At 30.1% G+C, this 15,402-nt stretch carries 15 protein-coding genes and 1 pseudogene; 11 read left to right on the forward strand and 5 right to left on the reverse strand.

Annotated elements, in window-relative coordinates; translation table 11 throughout:
* From ACKTTC_RS08340 to ACKTTC_RS08350, 3 genes and pseudogenes are all read right to left on the reverse strand, one after another.
* Positions 1-372, reverse strand: a pseudogene (locus ACKTTC_RS08340) (hypothetical protein); the annotation flags it as partial.
* Positions 373-384: 12 nt separating this feature from the next.
* Complete coding sequence (locus ACKTTC_RS08345; protein ID WP_408039349.1) at positions 385-1,026, reverse strand: SPOR domain-containing protein; 642 nt, start codon at positions 1,024-1,026, stop codon at positions 385-387.
* A 184-nt stretch (positions 1,027-1,210) separates the two neighbouring features.
* The gene (locus ACKTTC_RS08350; RefSeq protein ID WP_408039350.1) at positions 1,211-2,398 is read right to left on the reverse strand and encodes a THUMP-like domain-containing protein; all 1,188 of its coding nucleotides are present in this window, start codon (positions 2,396-2,398) and stop codon (positions 1,211-1,213) included.
* A gap of 87 nt (positions 2,399-2,485) precedes the next feature.
* Here ACKTTC_RS08350 and ACKTTC_RS08355 point away from each other — a divergent pair, with 87 nt between their 5' ends.
* A complete protein-coding gene (locus ACKTTC_RS08355; protein ID WP_408039351.1) occupies positions 2,486-3,298 on the forward strand; it encodes an outer membrane beta-barrel protein in 813 nt (270 codons plus the stop codon).
* Between the two features lie 77 nt (positions 3,299-3,375).
* Here ACKTTC_RS08355 and ACKTTC_RS08360 read toward each other — a convergent pair whose 3' ends face one another.
* Positions 3,376-4,314 carry a pentapeptide repeat-containing protein gene (locus tag ACKTTC_RS08360; RefSeq protein ID WP_408039352.1) on the reverse strand — a complete coding sequence of 313 codons (939 nt, stop codon included), beginning with the start codon at positions 4,312-4,314 and terminating at the stop codon, positions 3,376-3,378.
* A 13-nt stretch (positions 4,315-4,327) separates the two neighbouring features.
* Positions 4,328-5,173, reverse strand: a complete 846-nt coding sequence (gene prmC, locus ACKTTC_RS08365; protein WP_408039353.1) for a peptide chain release factor N(5)-glutamine methyltransferase — start codon at positions 5,171-5,173, stop codon at positions 4,328-4,330.
* A gap of 51 nt (positions 5,174-5,224) precedes the next feature.
* On the opposite strand from prmC, the gene ACKTTC_RS08370 reads away from it, so the two are divergent.
* From ACKTTC_RS08370 to glmM, 10 genes are all read left to right on the forward strand, one after another.
* Entirely contained in the window at positions 5,225-5,689 is a 465-nt protein-coding gene (locus ACKTTC_RS08370) for an LEA type 2 family protein (protein WP_408039354.1), read from the forward strand.
* Positions 5,690-5,700: 11 nt separating this feature from the next.
* On the forward strand, positions 5,701-6,738 hold the full coding sequence (ribD, locus tag ACKTTC_RS08375) for a bifunctional diaminohydroxyphosphoribosylaminopyrimidine deaminase/5-amino-6-(5-phosphoribosylamino)uracil reductase RibD (protein WP_408039355.1): 1,038 nt from the start codon (positions 5,701-5,703) through the stop codon (positions 6,736-6,738).
* Complete coding sequence (locus ACKTTC_RS08380) at positions 6,731-7,342, forward strand: HAD family hydrolase (RefSeq protein ID WP_408039356.1); 612 nt, start codon at positions 6,731-6,733, stop codon at positions 7,340-7,342. Before ribD ends, ACKTTC_RS08380 begins: the two co-directional genes overlap by 8 nt.
* The gene (locus ACKTTC_RS08385; protein ID WP_408039357.1) at positions 7,339-8,202 is read left to right on the forward strand and encodes an EamA family transporter; all 864 of its coding nucleotides are present in this window, start codon (positions 7,339-7,341) and stop codon (positions 8,200-8,202) included. Before ACKTTC_RS08380 ends, ACKTTC_RS08385 begins: the two co-directional genes overlap by 4 nt.
* Positions 8,202-8,819, forward strand: a complete 618-nt coding sequence (locus ACKTTC_RS08390; protein ID WP_408039358.1) for an IMPACT family protein — start codon at positions 8,202-8,204, stop codon at positions 8,817-8,819. Before ACKTTC_RS08385 ends, ACKTTC_RS08390 begins: the two co-directional genes overlap by 1 nt.
* A gap of 39 nt (positions 8,820-8,858) precedes the next feature.
* The gene (locus ACKTTC_RS08395) at positions 8,859-10,211 is read left to right on the forward strand and encodes a hypothetical protein (protein WP_408039359.1); all 1,353 of its coding nucleotides are present in this window, start codon (positions 8,859-8,861) and stop codon (positions 10,209-10,211) included.
* Between the two features lie 196 nt (positions 10,212-10,407).
* Complete coding sequence (gene rpsA / locus ACKTTC_RS08400; protein WP_408039360.1) at positions 10,408-12,168, forward strand: 30S ribosomal protein S1; 1,761 nt, start codon at positions 10,408-10,410, stop codon at positions 12,166-12,168.
* A gap of 214 nt (positions 12,169-12,382) precedes the next feature.
* Positions 12,383-13,360: a hypothetical protein gene (locus tag ACKTTC_RS08405; RefSeq protein WP_408039361.1), complete on the forward strand. Its 978-nt coding sequence runs from the start codon at positions 12,383-12,385 to the stop codon at positions 13,358-13,360.
* 65 nt (positions 13,361-13,425) lie between these two features.
* Positions 13,426-13,866 (forward strand): hypothetical protein, encoded by a 441-nt coding sequence (locus tag ACKTTC_RS08410; RefSeq protein WP_408039362.1) that lies wholly within the window; start codon positions 13,426-13,428, stop codon positions 13,864-13,866.
* Positions 13,867-13,966: 100 nt separating this feature from the next.
* Positions 13,967-15,355 (forward strand): phosphoglucosamine mutase, encoded by a 1,389-nt coding sequence (gene glmM, locus ACKTTC_RS08415; protein ID WP_408039363.1) that lies wholly within the window; start codon positions 13,967-13,969, stop codon positions 15,353-15,355.
* Positions 15,356-15,402 lie beyond the last annotated feature (47 nt).

Raw genomic sequence — 15,402 nt, forward strand, 5'->3', positions numbered from 1 at the left:
ACCACCACCATCCGGCGCACTAGCACCGCCACCGCCACCGAAATGTAATCCGGCATCTACAAATAATTTATCTACAATAGTATGTTGTACTCCAGCATTGATTCCTAAAGTAAAAAAACCACCTCTAATACCACCAACAGCTCCATAAAATCCTAAACCAGCATAGCTCCAATCGTTTAACCATGCATTATAATGAATTCCAGTAAAATCCATATTTGCCTCATTTATATCGGGCATTTTAATGGAAAGAAAATCTATTTGAGCAAATCCTTTTTGAGCTTTTTTCTCAGGAATTTCTATTTGTTGCGCATAAAAAAAATGAACGCTTAATGTTAAAACTAACAGTAGCGTTCTGCTTATAGTATGTGTCATTTATTTTATAAACTAGTATGGATTTTGTATTTCTTGTCTTTTTCCGTTTACATATGAAGCAACAAAAGCATCATCGAAACCTAATTTAATTAATTGTTTTCTAAAACTTTGTGCTTCTTTTAAAGTAGTAAATAAACCAACGGAATATCTCAAATAATCATCTTTAGATAGAATACCTGCAATAGATTCAGATAATAAAGGATACCTTTTTTCAGTAAAAGCCCCAATTTGAACAGAATATACCACTTCGTTTTTTATTTTGTTTTTAACAGAGGCAATACCTTGTTCTAGAGATACAGAGCCTTCATCACCACTAGTATCATCTGTAGAAGAATCATCATAATTGTCTGCATATTCATCATTTCCACCAGCATCAGCAATACTATCTAAGACTCTAGTTGCTTCAGTTCTCTTTATTTCATCAATATTAATATTTCCTCCTGGAGATTGTTTTTGAAAAAAGTAAACCGCGGCAGCAATAGAAACTCCTGATAAAAAGCTCAATAAGATATTTCTATTTCTTGCTACACTCTTTATATCACCAATCTCTTCATCTTTTTCAGCTAGTTCGGCTTCAAATTCTTCATTTTTTGAATTTAGATCTTTTATTTCTTGCTGTAAATCTTCGAATTCTTGATCGTTTAAAAAAGGCATGTGTACTGGTCAGTTTTAAATTTAATAGCTAAAATACAAATCTTTTCTATTTATAGCACATATTGTGAAGTAAATGGGGAACTGAAGCCTTGATTATACTCAAGGCTTCCCGTGTTTCCCCCTTAAAACACTTGTAGTAGTTACCTTTTATTTAAGGTTGCAACTATTTCAAATATAGTAAAAACTAATTAATTTTATTATTGATAATCAAAACCTTAGAATTATCTTGGAGTTTGGTGAAAAAAATATAAATTTCCCCACCATCCTTTATTTTTGTTTCTTTTCGTATTTGTGCAACCGTTTTAGGAAAGTTTCTAACAGTAATATTTGCTTTTTTTTCAGGTAAATATTTTAGAAGTTGTTTCTTATTATAAGGCATAATTTTTTCAATCTGAAATTTTCTACCAGGAAAATCATCTATCAAATTATCAGATGTATATAAATGCGTGTGCTCATGTAGTTTTTGCAACTCAAAGATTTGTGGTATTTCATGAAAACCGCCTGATTTTAAGATGGCAGCATTAGGTTCATATAGATATTTCTTTGGGAAAGCATATTCTTTATGTAAAGATTGTTCATTAGAGATTTCAAATTGAAATTCTTGTTTTTTATCTTTTAGTATATTAATCGTTTTAATACGAATATTATCTGTAAAACCTTTTTTTAATACAAATAAAAGCTCTTTAACTTCATTATTTACAGCTACTATATGAATTTCTTTTGTACACGATAATTCATTTATTGTAGATGTTATATCTAAAATAGGAGAGGTCTTTATTATGATATTTTCAGATTTTGAAAAAAGGATATCTAATGTTTCTGGGACATTAGGAGTGCAGTCTTTTAATAAAAAAACTTTGTTTTTCGTTGCATCTCTTCTAGATGGATCTATATAAATATAATCATAAGTTACATCGTTGTCTTTTAAGTATTGAATGCCATCTTCATTTATCAATGTAACATTGTTGGTCTCTAACTGTTTAAAATTATGCCCAACAATCTTCGATAAATCCTTATTTATCTCACAGTGTGTTACTTTCTTTATCTTCTTCGAAAAGTAATAAGTATCTACACCAAATCCACCAGAAAGATCAATAAGAGAATTACCTTCAACTAATTCAGATTTATATAAAGCTGTAATTTCTGAAGATGTTTGTTCAATAGATATTTTTTGAGGGAAATAAATATTGTTTTGATGGAACCAAGTAGGAAGTTTTTTAACGCTTTTCCCTTTTGCTATGATTTGATTAGCGAGTTCCTGAACCGTAATTTCAGGGAAAGGACTCCCTTTAAAAATCATTGCAGAGATCTCTGTATTTAAATTAGATTTTATAAAATCCTGTACTTCAGTTCTTAAAATATTTGGGTTCAAAAAAAAGAAAAATTATTATCGTTTCATATCAAAAGTACTGATAATTTTTATGATTTTCGCGGCCGAATTGTAAACAAAATTTTTATAATGAAAAAAACAATAGTAACATTATTTGCCCTGTGTTCATGCGCTATCGCAAGTGCTCAATTTTATGTTTCTGCTAGTGGAGGATATGCAATTGGAACTAATAAAACAGTTTTAGGTTCTGAGGTTTCTGCTACAGGAATAACAGATTTAAAAGGAAGTTACGGTGAAGGTATGCATACGCAAATCCGTGGAGGATACTTCTTTACAGAAAAAATTGGAGTAGAATTAGGAGTTGGGTATTTATTTGGTTTCGACCAGAAAGTAAGCAGAATAAGTGGAGTACCTACTGCACCAGAAGTAGCAATTGATGCTAGAGGTAGAGCATTTGGAGCTTCTTTATCGGCTGTATACAACTTTACAAAGAACCTTTATGTAAGAGCAGGTTATTTAACTAAGATTGGTGGACAAACTGAAGTTAAAGGAGACGTACAATCTGCAGCTTTAGGTTTAGATTTAAACTTTACTACAGGATTCTTTGGAAAATTCCCTTCTGGAGTAATTGGTGCAGTTGGATACAGATTCCCAATGGGAGATAAGTGGACTTTATTTACAGAATTAGAGTACATGAATATTTCTGTAACAAGAAACACTTCTGAGTTAGAAGAATTTGCAGCAACAATTGCAGGTACAGCAGTAACTAGAGATCAGTTATTAGCTACATTAGCAACTTTACCTGCAGATGCTCAAGCTCAATTCACTAATTTATTACCTTTATTACAAGATAAAGTACAATGGGGAGAAAATGGGTTACCAGCACCAGATGCACCATATTCTTCTTTCGGAATTAATTTTGGAATCACTTATAACTTTTAATTCTTAGTTTTATTCCAAATAAAAAAAGCGACTACTAAACAGTAAGTCGCTTTTTTTATGCTTTTGATATAAATATGTTACAAACCTTTTGCATTTTTCGTATTTGATCGATCAAAGTTCGTGTTTTCAAGATCTGCATCAGTAAAATCAGCACCATTTAAATCTCTTGCACTAGTAATTATTGCATTTGTAAGATTTGCATCTCTAAAAGATGTATTTTTTGCCCAACCGTTTGAGAATTGAATACCTTTAAGATTAGTATCAGTTAAGTCAGCATTGCTTAGATTAGCACTATTTAATTCACAGTTTTCCAAATTAGAATGTGCTAAATTGGCTCCTACTAAATAAGCTCCGGAAAGATTGGTATTTCTTAAATCACAGTAGGTAAATTCGGTATTATCAAAAATAGCCCCTAACTGAGCGTCTGTTAATCTTGAACCTAATAGAAATTGTAATAATTGTGTGCGTTCAGGACTATAATATACTGTTGATTTTCCATCTTCATCTAAATATCTATATGGTTTTAATACATTACAAAGCGAAACAATTCTATTTCTATTTGAGGAATTAAAACCTTTTTCATCTACAGCATCAAACAAACTAGCTAATTGAAAACTATAGGAAGACCTTCTAGAACCTTCAACAAGTAAATTTTGAGTCTCAATTAATTGATTTTGTTTAATTAGAATATAAAGTGAAATTAATGATGGAACTAAAGAAAATAATAATAAGATTACACTCAACATTCGAACGCGAACAAATCTTCTAACCAAAGCGGTTAATAGGTTCGCCGAAGTATCTGGAGATACTCTTTCTTGTGTATGAAACTCTGTAAACCACTTATTAAAATTGGTATTTAAAGACGCGCCTGTAAATAATTTCCAAGTCCATGAAAGCGTCTTTTTAGTTCGTTCTTGTTTACGTTGTTGCTTTAAGGAAGCTTTATCCATTTTACTTCGTAAAGCTTCATTTTCCTTTCTTAATTGTTCTAATTCTTCTTGAAAATTATCTTCCATAGATTAATTTAAATTAAAGATTTGCTTTTATCATTCTGTGGTTACCAAATAAATCTGTTTTTAAAATAACATTCTTAAAACCTTTATTTACTAACATTTCTTGGGTTTCTTCTCCTAAATATTGATTGATTTCAAAGAATAATAATCCATTTACTTTTAATTGTTCTTTTGCCAAATCTGCAATTCTTTTATAAAATATAAGAGGATTATTATCTTCAACAAATAACGCTAAATGAGGCTCATTATTTAGTACATTGTTTTTTATTTCTTCTTTTTCTAATTCTCTTACATAGGGTGGATTAGAAACAATAATATCAAATTTATGTTTAAAATCGTTAGCTTGTAAGATATCTTTTTTTAGAAAAGTAATGGTCGCATTATTTTTATCTGCGTTTTGTTTTGCAACTAACAAAGCTCCCTCAGAAATATCTACAGCTGTAATTATAGGAGCATTCATTTCCTTGTTCAATGTAATAGGAATACAACCAGAGCCTGTTCCTATATCTAAAACATGTAAGGCTTCATGTTCTTTGGTTTCTTCTAGAATCCAAGTAATTAATTCTTCAGTCTCAGGTCGTGGAATAAGTACATTTTTATTAACAATAAAAGGGTATCCATAAAATTCAGTTTCACCCAAAATATATTGAATTGGTTCTTCTTTTTTTAATCTATTAAGAACCTCCTTTAAATCAGTTAAAATATTATCAGTTAATATACTATCTCCTTTAGTAAAAACAGTTACAGGTTGCCAATCTAATAGATGTTCAATTGTTCTAAAAAAGAATGTATCTATTTCTTTTTTAGGATACTTATTAGATAATTCTGTATTAAAATAGGTTCTGAAGTCTTTTAGCTTCATAAGTTCGGTGTAAAAATGCTACTTTTGAAACCTCAAATTTAGATAAAAGAGATGAAGAAATTAATTTATTTCTTAGGTATTGTTTTAATACTTTCAAATTGTACTGTTAAGAAGAAACCTACTTTTATTAAGGTTGATTCTGTAGAGTTTCTTTCTCTTAAAAATGATACGATTCATTTAAGAGCTTTGGCGTATTTCAAAAATGAAAATGATATAGGCGGCAAAATTGCTACAGATGCCATTAATGTTAGTATTAATGGAGCTGATGTAGCAAAAGTATCTTCAGAAGAATTTAAAGTACCTGCTAATAAAGAATTTTCAATACCATTAAATGTAGCAATTCCTGCAGAAAAGATATTTGAAAATAATAAGAATGGAATTTTAGGAGGTCTATTAAGTGCGGTTATAAATAATAGTATTAAAGTACAGTTTAAAGGGAATATTAAATATAAAGTATTAGGCTTTTCTAATGTTTATGAAGTAAATAAAACAGAAGAGATTAAAATTAAACTCTAAACCGAAAGTATTTGAATCACGAAAAATACATGAAACGTTGCCTTGAATTGGCTGCAAAAGGTATTGGAACTACAAGGCCAAATCCTGCTGTGGGAGCTGTTATTGTATATAATGACAAGATTATTGGTGAAGGGTATACGAGTCCATATGGAGGACCGCATGCAGAAGTAAATGCTGTCAATTCTGTAAAAGAAATCTCTCTTTTAGAAAAAGCAACTATATATGTTACTTTAGAACCTTGTTCACATTATGGAAAAACACCTCCTTGTGCCGATTTAATTATTAGCAAAAAGATTCCAAATGTTGTTATTGGTACTTTAGATACACATAGTTTAGTATGTGGCAATGGAATAGCAAAGTTAAAAGAAGCTGGTTGTACCGTAACATTAGGAGTTTTAGAAGATGAGTGTAAAAAACATCACAAACGTTTTTTTACAGTACAGAATAAGAAAAGACCTTATATAATATTAAAATGGGCTGAAACAAAAGATGGCTTTATAGCTCCTATAACAAAAAATGAACAAAAACCTGTTTGGATTTCGAATACCTATTCTAAACAATTAGTGCATAAATGGCGTGCCGAAGAACATGCTATTTTGGTTGGTACGAATACTGTATTAGCAGATAATCCGAAGTTAGATGTTAGAAGTTGGACAGGAAATAATCCTGTTCGAGTAATTTTAGATAAAAACTTACGTATTTCTCAACAAGTAAATGTTTTTGACAAAACGGTTAAAACAATTGTAATTACAGAAAAAGAGCAGGAAAGTACACATGATAATTTAGTATACGAACTAATAAATTTTTCAGAAAGAGTAGGCGTACAAATCTGTAATGTTTTACAAAAACATAAAATTCAATCAGTTATTATAGAAGGAGGAACACGTACATTACAAACTTTTATAGATGGAGATTTATGGGATGAAGCCAGAGTTTTTACTGGTGAAGCTATTTTTAATAAAGGAATGAAAGGGCCTAACTTACCAAAAAAGAATTTTAAAGAACAAACAATTAAAAACGATATTTTAAGAACATATTGGAATGATTAAGAATATCATCTTTGACTTTGGTGACGTATTCATCAATTTAGACAAACAAGCTACGTATAGAGAACTTTACAAATTAGGAGTTCAGGATATTTCTGAGGAAATGATGCAAGTATATTACAATTATGAAATGGGCTTGTTAACAACTGATGAATTTGTGGAGTTTTTTCACAATACTTTTCAGTTAAAGAAAGAAGATTTAATAGCTGCTTGGAATGCTATATTATTAGATTTTCCATTACATAGATTGGCATTTTTAAAAGAATTAGCTAAGAATAAATCATACAGGCTTTTTTTATTAAGTAATACCAATGATTTACATATTTCATGGATTCAAAACGATTGGGGAACAGCATTATATAATGAATTTAAAAGTTGTTTCGAACAGTTTTATTTATCACATGAAATAAAAATGCGTAAACCAAATACTAATATTTTTGAGTTCGTTTTAAAAGAAAATGATCTAATAGCTTCTGAAACAATTTTTATTGACGATACTAGAGAAAATACAGAAGCAGCTCAAAAATTAGGGATTCATGTATGGAACAACAATCCCGAAACAGAAGATGTAGTAGAATTATTAAAAAGAAAAGAATTTAAAGGATGATCTATTTAGTTTTAAGCATTCTTGTTGCTAGTTTATTATTTGTAATATTTAAGTTATTTGATGTATTTAAGGTAAATACACTTCAAGCTATTGTTATTAATTATGCAATAGCATTGTCTTTTGGATTTATAAATTCCGAAGTTTCATTATCAGTAGCAGAAATACCTAATCAACCTTGGTTTATAGGAGCTTTTATTCTAGGTTTTTTATTCATTACAGTTTTTAATGTAATGGGGTTAACAGCACAAAAAAATGGACTTTCTGTTGCTTCTGTTGCAGGGAAAATGTCTGTGGTTATCCCTATAATTGTTGGAATTATAGCTTATAATGAAGGAATTGGTTTTATTAAAGTTATTGGAATTATTTTAGCATTGGTTGCGGTTTATTTATCTTCTGCGAAAAGTGATACTTCACCAGTAAAATTCAAAAACTTATTATTACCATTGCTACTTTTTCTAGGTTCTGGTTGTATAGATGCTGGTTTAAAATTTGTAGAAACCAATTATGTTTCTAAAGAAGCAGTTCCTATGTTTTTAGCAACTATTTTTGGATGTGCATTTATATTAGGTGGCTTTTTTGTTATTTTTCAGGTTATCAAAGGAAACTTTAAATTTCAACTAAAAAATTTAATAGCAGGAATTGTTTTAGGAATTCCAAACTATTATTCAATGGAATTTTTAATAAAAGCATTGCAAACAGAAGGGCTAGAAAGCTCTACGTTATTTACAATAAATAATGTATCTGTAGTAATTTTAACAACCGTATTTGGGCTTTTCTTTTTCAAAGAAAAATTAATTAAGAAGAATTGGATAGGTATCGGACTTGCAATTGTTAGTATTTTATTGGTAGCCTCTGCATAATGAGTGAGATAAAAGATACATATAAAACTATTACCAAACCTTCTGAGGAAACCTTATTTAAAGATCGAAATAGTAAGTTTTTTGGATATGCTTTTCCTGTACAAACAGAAGAAGATATTAAGCAGCGACTAGAAGAACTGAGAAAGTTACATCATACAGCTAGACATCATTGTTATGCATGGCAATTAGGTACAGAAAATATTCGCTTTAGAGCAAATGATGATGGAGAGCCTAATAATTCAGCTGGACAACCAATTTATGGACAAATACAGGCTTTTGATGTAACAAACGTACTTATAGTTTCTGTTCGCTATTTTGGAGGAACTAAACTCGGAGTAGGAGGGCTTATTAATGCATATAAAACTTCTGCTCAATTAGCGCTGGAGGCTTCAGAAATTATAGAAAAAACAATTGATATTCATTATAAATTAACATTTGGCTACGATATGATGAATAAAGTACAGCGAATTATTAAAGAAAGGAAAATTGATATTTTAAATCAGAAGCTTGAGTTAGCGTGTGAATACACTATTTCTATAAGAAAAAATGAAGCATTGGCTATTTTTGAAACCTTTGATAATTTGTATAAAGTAGCCATTAAAAAACTTGAAGAATAAATAGTATCCAAAATTTTACCCCTAGAAATTTTACAACATATGAAATTAAAAATATCATATATAGTTAGTGCCTTTTTAATTGCAACTTCGAGTATTTGTGTAAACTCACAAAACTTTTTATACAATACCGAACAGTTTGGTATACGTGGAGCTATGCTTGGAGGATCTATTACAGCTGGTGCAGATGATGAAAGTATGACATTTTATAATCCTGCAGGAATACACAAAGTTCCATCACAAGTAAGTATCTCTCTTTTTCAACCAGCAGTAAGAACTTTCGGATTTAATAATTTCTGGGGAGCAAATGAGAGTAGTGAAATAAATGAAAACTATGGTTTAAAGCCTTCTTTAATTTCATTCAAATTCAAATTAGATAAATTAGATCTTGCTTTTATAAAAATTAGCAAAAGCCAATTAACTGATTTTTTTAATGCTAAAAGAGAGGTAATGAATAATACTGTTTTAAATACACAGTATTTTGAATACGAATATAAAGGAGAAGATGATTGGTTTGGTGCAGGTACAAGTTTTAAAATTACTCCAGAAATTTATCTAGGAGTTAGTCAGTTTTTAAGCATTTCTACTTTTGAATACAGAAATAAAGTTTTACTTGAGGAACAAGATACAGGTAATAATAGTACTGCAGATAGCTTTTTCAATTCTGAACAAACGAGTAGTTTCGATAATACGGGATTCATTACAAAACTTGGTTTTTTATATGATACGGAAAAACACGATGTTGGAATAACAATAACAACTCCTAAATATTTAAGAATTTTAAAAGACGGATACTATACAAGAACACTAACCAATATAGATAATACTCAAAATATAGGAGAACAAACAATAGATAATAACCTTTCTCCAGCAGTTAGAACACCTTGGGAATTTTCACTAGGATATAGCTATTCATTTAAAAAAGAAAATAAACTATGGTTAAATGCTAGTTATTATTCTGGTATTTCCGATTACAGAGTAGCTACTATAAATTCTGGTGCTGCAGATATTTCTTGGGTAAACGGAAATAAAGCTGTAGTTAATATTGGAGTAGGGTACTCTCATGTAATAAATCCTAATTTAGAACTATCAGGAGGTTTAAGAACAAACAATTTTGCTTATCAAAACAAAGCAGTTACATCTCAACAACTAAGGAATACTATTTTAGATGGAAACCACATACATTTTGTAGTTGGTACTAAGTTTAAATTTAGAAGACATAATGTACTGTTAGGATTAGATTGGGGAACTATTTACGATACTCCAGATGAAATTGGATTTCAATATTTAAGAGACATTGGTAAGTTAACACCTAATTTAAACGGACTTACCAAACAAAATATTAGTATTTTACTTACATATCGATTTATTATTGATGAATTAATTAAGTTATAAAATCAATCTTAAAAAACGTAAAATACTTAAAGTCAAAACATTTTAGGAAATTATAATTGTTTTTTGTAAATTTGCACTCCTTTTTACGAGAACAGATTTATAAAAGGATAATAAATATTATTTTAAGTATAATTTCTCTTGGCGTTAGGATCGTTAAAAATCTGGCTAACAAAAAGATACAAAACTTATTTCAGACATGTCTGAAGAAACAAAAAAAGTAAACCCAGCAGAATTTTTAGCAACATTTAATTGGCATAAATACGAAGAAGGTATTGATGAAGTTGATGAGTCTAAATTAAAAGAATTCGAAAAAGCTTTAGAAGGAACTGTAGGTTTCGTTAATGAGCGTGATGTTATTGAAGGTAAAGTAGTTCGTATTACTGACCGTGATGCTATCATCGATATTAACTCTAAATCAGAAGGAGTTATTTCATTAAACGAATTCCGTTACAACCCTAATTTAGCTGTGGGTGACAATGTAGAAGTATTAGTTGACAAAAGAGAAGACTCTTCTGGTCAATTAGTATTATCTCACAAAAAAGCTCGTGTAATCAAAGCATGGGATAGAGTTAACAATGCACACGAAACTGGAGAAATCGTTAACGGTTTTGTTAAGTGTAGAACTAGAGGTGGTATGATTGTAGATGTATTCGGAATCGAAGCATTCTTACCAGGATCTCAAATCGATGTGAAGCCTATCCGTGATTACGATCAGTATGTAGAAAAAACTATGGAATTCAAGGTTGTTAAAATTAACCACGAATTTAAGAATGTAGTTGTATCTCATAAAGCGTTAATCGAAGCTGATTTAGAAGAGCAAAAACGTGAAATTATCGGTCAATTAGAAAAAGGACAAGTATTAGAAGGAGTTGTTAAGAATGTAACTTCTTATGGTGTATTTGTTGACTTAGGAGGTGTTGACGGATTAATTCACATTACTGATTTATCTTGGTCTCGTATCAACCACCCAAGCGAAGTTGTTGAATTAGATCAAAAATTAAACGTTGTAATCTTAGACTTTGATGATAACAAGTCTAGAATTCAATTAGGATTAAAACAATTATCTGCTCACCCATGGGAAGCTTTAGATTCTAACTTAAAAGTTGGAGATAAAGTAAAAGGTAAAGTAGTTGTTTTAGCTGACTATGGTGCGTTTGTAGAAGTAGAAGATGGTGTTGAAGGATTAATTCACGTATCTGAAATGTCTTGGTCTACTCACTTACGTTCTGCACAAGATTTCGTACAAGTAGGAGACGAAGTTGAAGCTCAAATCTTAACTTTAGATAGAGAAGAGCGTAAGATGTCTTTAGGTATGAAGCAATTACACCCAGATCCATGGACAGACATTACTTCTAAGTATCCTGTAGGTTCTAAGCACACTGGTACAGTTCGTAACTACACTAACTTTGGTGTATTCGTAGAATTAGAAGAAGGTATCGACGGATTAGTTTATATTTCTGACTTATCTTGGACTAAGAAAGTGAAGCACCCATCTGAGTTTGTAACTGTAGGAGACAAGTTAGAAGTTCAAGTATTAGAATTAGATGTTGAAAACCGTAAGTTAAACTTAGGGCACAAGCAAACTCAAGATAATCCTTGGGATGCTCACGCTGTAAAGTATACTATCGGTTCTAAACACGAAGGAACTATTACTGCTAAGAATGACAAGGGAGCTACTGTAACATTTGACGATGGAGTAGAGGCGTTTGCACCAACTCGTTTCTTAGATAAAGAAGATGGAACTAAATTAGCAAAAGGTGATACTACTGAGTTTATGGTAACTGAGTTTAGTGCAGAATACCGTAAAATAGTTGTTTCTCATACTTCAATCTTTAGAGAAGAAGAGCAGAGAAATGTAAAAGCTGCTGCTAAGAAAGCTCAAGAAACTGAAAAAACTACTTTAGGTGATATCGGTGGATTAGCTGAATTAAAGAAGAAAATGGAGCAAGGAAACTAATAAACTCCTTTCTTTATAATATAAAAGGCTGTCTTTTTAGACAGTCTTTTTTTTTATGCTTTTTTATAGATAACGTTAATGAATTTATGAGTTACGTTCATGAGTTTTAGATTGTTTAACATTCACAAATATTCAATATTTACTTTAAATAAATATACTGTAGCTAGCAGACATAAAAAGTAAGTGTCAGTTAAGCTATTATAAAAGAATAAAAATGAAAAAAACAATTAAATTTTTAATACTATTACTTATTACTGCTTCATCATTTGCTCAAGTGAGAGTAGGAAGTTTTAATACTTCAAAATATAAATTTAAAAATCTAAAGAAGAAAAACCTTGAACGATTAAAAGGGAAAAAAGCTATTTTTATTTTACCTGATACTTTTTCAGAAGATGCATATTCTAAAATCTTGAATGATGTATGGACAATAACCACCTTTCAAATTTTAACCTATAAAAATGAAGAAGAAAAAGACAAACTAATTGATAAATATATAGAAAAAGATAATTTTCTAGCATTCTTTGAATCTTATGAAATAAAAAAAACTACAAAAATGAGGATGTTAGTGTCATATGTTTTCAATTTAATAGATTTTCATTTTGTTGATAAAGTGAAAATAAAAAAAGAAGAAAAGAAATGGAGGAGATCTAGATTAGCTAGTATATATTTTACTCCCGATATTGAAATAAGACAACAAATAGAAAGTGGAATGGGAGAAAGAGAGATTAATGGAGAATTATTAAACTACAAGTTGGGATATATAAAAAACTATCTCCAATATATTAATGATCTGATAACAACCAAAGAGTCTCATGATCTCTATGAAGATTACTCTAGCGAAGAGATTAAACATCTAAAAAACAACACACTATATATTGATTCTAATTTTCTATATGGCTACAATCCTTTTGCAATATCAAAAAAGGATGAACCTTCAATCGAAAAGTTAACTAAGAAATATCCTTATGATTATAAGGTTGTTGATTATAAAGAAATAGAAAATAAAATTTTGCAAGACTCTGAAACTTTTTATTATTTAACATGGAATCAGATCAATTCGAATAAAATATTAACAATCATTAATGGTTTAACAGGTAAGATTATTTATCAACAACATACAACAGTATCTTACAATATAAAACCTAAAGATTTTAAAAAATTAGCAAAAAGAATAGATAAGCTTAATAAATAATAAAGTTGTTAATATAATTTATACCTTATATTTGACGTTGAATAACAAATCTAAAAACTGAAAATATGAAAAAAATTGTATTCATTATTGCTCTTATAGCTGTAAGCTTTGGTGCAAATGCTCAAGATGGTAAACTAAGAATAGGAGGGAATATTGGTTTTACTACAGGTAGCGGCGATTCTTCGTTTGTTATTGGTGGAGATGTTGATTATTTATTCAATGCAGATAGTCGATTTGAAGTAGGTGCTGCAACAGGTTTAGCAGTTATTACTACAGGAAACGGAATTATCTTACCTATTGCAGGTGCAGGAAGATTTAGAGCAACAAACGATATTTCTCTTGGTTTAGATATGGGATATGCAATTGGAATTAATAATGCAGGAAACGGGTTTTATTTCAGACCTATTTTTGAGTATAAATTACAACGCAACATTAGTTTAAGAGCTTCTTACTCTGGAATTGATTCAGGAGGATATTTAAACGCAGGTGTTATGTTTTCACTCTAGGAAAAAATATAATCATAGAAGAAACCATTGTTAACAGCAATGGTTTTTTTTATGAATACATATGAGATGTTTATATTTGCTGTAATATCAAAAAACAAACATGACATTAATAAAATCTATATCTGGAATTAGAGGAACCATTGGAGGTCGTACAGGAGATAATTTAACACCAATTGATACAGTTAAATTTGCAGCAGCGTATGGAACATTCATTAAGAATAAGAATGTAGGCAAGAAGAAAATTACCATAGTAATTGGTAGAGATGCGCGTATTTCTGGAGGAATGGTTAGCGGTTTAGTTTCAGATACTTTAGTAGGTTTAGGAATTCATGTAATAGATTTAGGATTGTCTACAACACCAACAGTAGAAATCGCAGTTCCTTTAGAAAAAGCAGATGGAGGAATTATTTTAACAGCCTCTCATAATCCTAAACAATGGAATGCACTTAAGCTTTTAAATGAAAAAGGAGAGTTTTTAAATGGAGAAGATGGAAAAACTATTTTAGAAATAGCAGATAAAGAAGCTTTCGAGTTTGCAGATGTAGATGATTTAGGAAGTGTTAAAAAGAAAAAGAACTACATTAAAAAACACATTAAAGAAGTTTTAAAGCTAAAACTAGTTGATAAAAAAGCTATTAAGAAAGCTAAATTTAAAGTAGTGGTAGATGGTGTAAATTCTACAGGAGGAATTGCCATACCAGCTTTATTAAAAGAATTAGGAGTAAAATGTGTAGAGTTATATTGTGAACCTAACGGACATTTTCCTCATAACCCAGAACCTTTAAAAGAGCATTTAGAAGATATATCTAAGTTAGTCGTTAAAAAGAAAGCTGATTTCGGAATTGTTGTCGATCCTGATGTAGATCGCTTGGCTTTAATTAGCGAGGATGGCTCTATGTTTGGAGAAGAATATACATTAGTTGCTTGTGCAGATTACGTATTAGGAAAAATGAATGGTGGAAATACAGTTTCTAATTTATCTTCTTCAAGAGCTTTAAGAGACGTTACAGAACAACATGGAGGTACGTATACAGCAAGTGCCGTTGGAGAAGTAAACGTAGTTCAAATGATGAAAGATACAGATACTGTAATTGGAGGAGAAGGAAATGGAGGAATTATTTATCCTGCGTCACATTATGGTAGAGATTCTTTAGTTGGAGTCGCTTTGTTTTTATCGCATTTAGCACATAAGAAAATTTCCTGCAAAGAATTAAGAGATAGTTATCCAAGTTATTTTATGAGTAAAAATAAAATACAGTTAACTCCAGAAATTGATGTAGATAAGATCTTAGCAACAATGGCTGAGAAATATAAAGATGAAGATGTAAATACAATAGACGGAGTTAAAATTGATTTTGCTGAAGAATGGATACATTTACGAAAATCAAATACAGAACCAATCATTAGGATATACACCGAAGCAAAATCACAAGAAAAAGCAGATGATTTAGCAGAACGATTTATAACAGAAATTAAAGAAATTATATAAATAAAAATCCCGCATTAACGCGGGATTTTTTATTACCATACAAATTT

This window comes from Tenacibaculum amylolyticum, assembly GCF_964511145.1.
Lineage (GTDB): Bacteria > Bacteroidota > Bacteroidia > Flavobacteriales > Flavobacteriaceae > Polaribacter > Polaribacter amylolyticum.

What these genes read in the sequence shown, in the direction of transcription:
- prmC (WP_408039353.1), bottom strand. Translation starts at nt 5,173, where the DNA reads ATGAAGCTAAAAGACTTCAGAACCTATTTTAATACAGAATTATCTAAT.
- ACKTTC_RS08390 (WP_408039358.1), top strand. Translation starts at nt 8,202, where the DNA reads ATGAGTGAGATAAAAGATACATATAAAACTATTACCAAACCTTCTGAG.
- ACKTTC_RS08405 (WP_408039361.1), top strand. Translation starts at nt 12,383, where the DNA reads ATGAAAAAAACAATTAAATTTTTAATACTATTACTTATTACTGCTTCA.
- ACKTTC_RS08355 (WP_408039351.1), top strand. Translation starts at nt 2,486, where the DNA reads ATGAAAAAAACAATAGTAACATTATTTGCCCTGTGTTCATGCGCTATC.
- ACKTTC_RS08380 (WP_408039356.1), top strand. Translation starts at nt 6,731, where the DNA reads ATGATTAAGAATATCATCTTTGACTTTGGTGACGTATTCATCAATTTA.
- ACKTTC_RS08370 (WP_408039354.1), top strand. Translation starts at nt 5,225, where the DNA reads ATGAAGAAATTAATTTATTTCTTAGGTATTGTTTTAATACTTTCAAAT.
- ACKTTC_RS08360 (WP_408039352.1), bottom strand. Translation starts at nt 4,314, where the DNA reads ATGGAAGATAATTTTCAAGAAGAATTAGAACAATTAAGAAAGGAAAAT.
- glmM (WP_408039363.1), top strand. Translation starts at nt 13,967, where the DNA reads ATGACATTAATAAAATCTATATCTGGAATTAGAGGAACCATTGGAGGT.
- ACKTTC_RS08395 (WP_408039359.1), top strand. Translation starts at nt 8,859, where the DNA reads ATGAAATTAAAAATATCATATATAGTTAGTGCCTTTTTAATTGCAACT.
- rpsA (WP_408039360.1), top strand. Translation starts at nt 10,408, where the DNA reads ATGTCTGAAGAAACAAAAAAAGTAAACCCAGCAGAATTTTTAGCAACA.
- ACKTTC_RS08410 (WP_408039362.1), top strand. Translation starts at nt 13,426, where the DNA reads ATGAAAAAAATTGTATTCATTATTGCTCTTATAGCTGTAAGCTTTGGT.
- ACKTTC_RS08385 (WP_408039357.1), top strand. Translation starts at nt 7,339, where the DNA reads ATGATCTATTTAGTTTTAAGCATTCTTGTTGCTAGTTTATTATTTGTA.
- ACKTTC_RS08345 (WP_408039349.1), bottom strand. Translation starts at nt 1,026, where the DNA reads ATGCCTTTTTTAAACGATCAAGAATTCGAAGATTTACAGCAAGAAATA.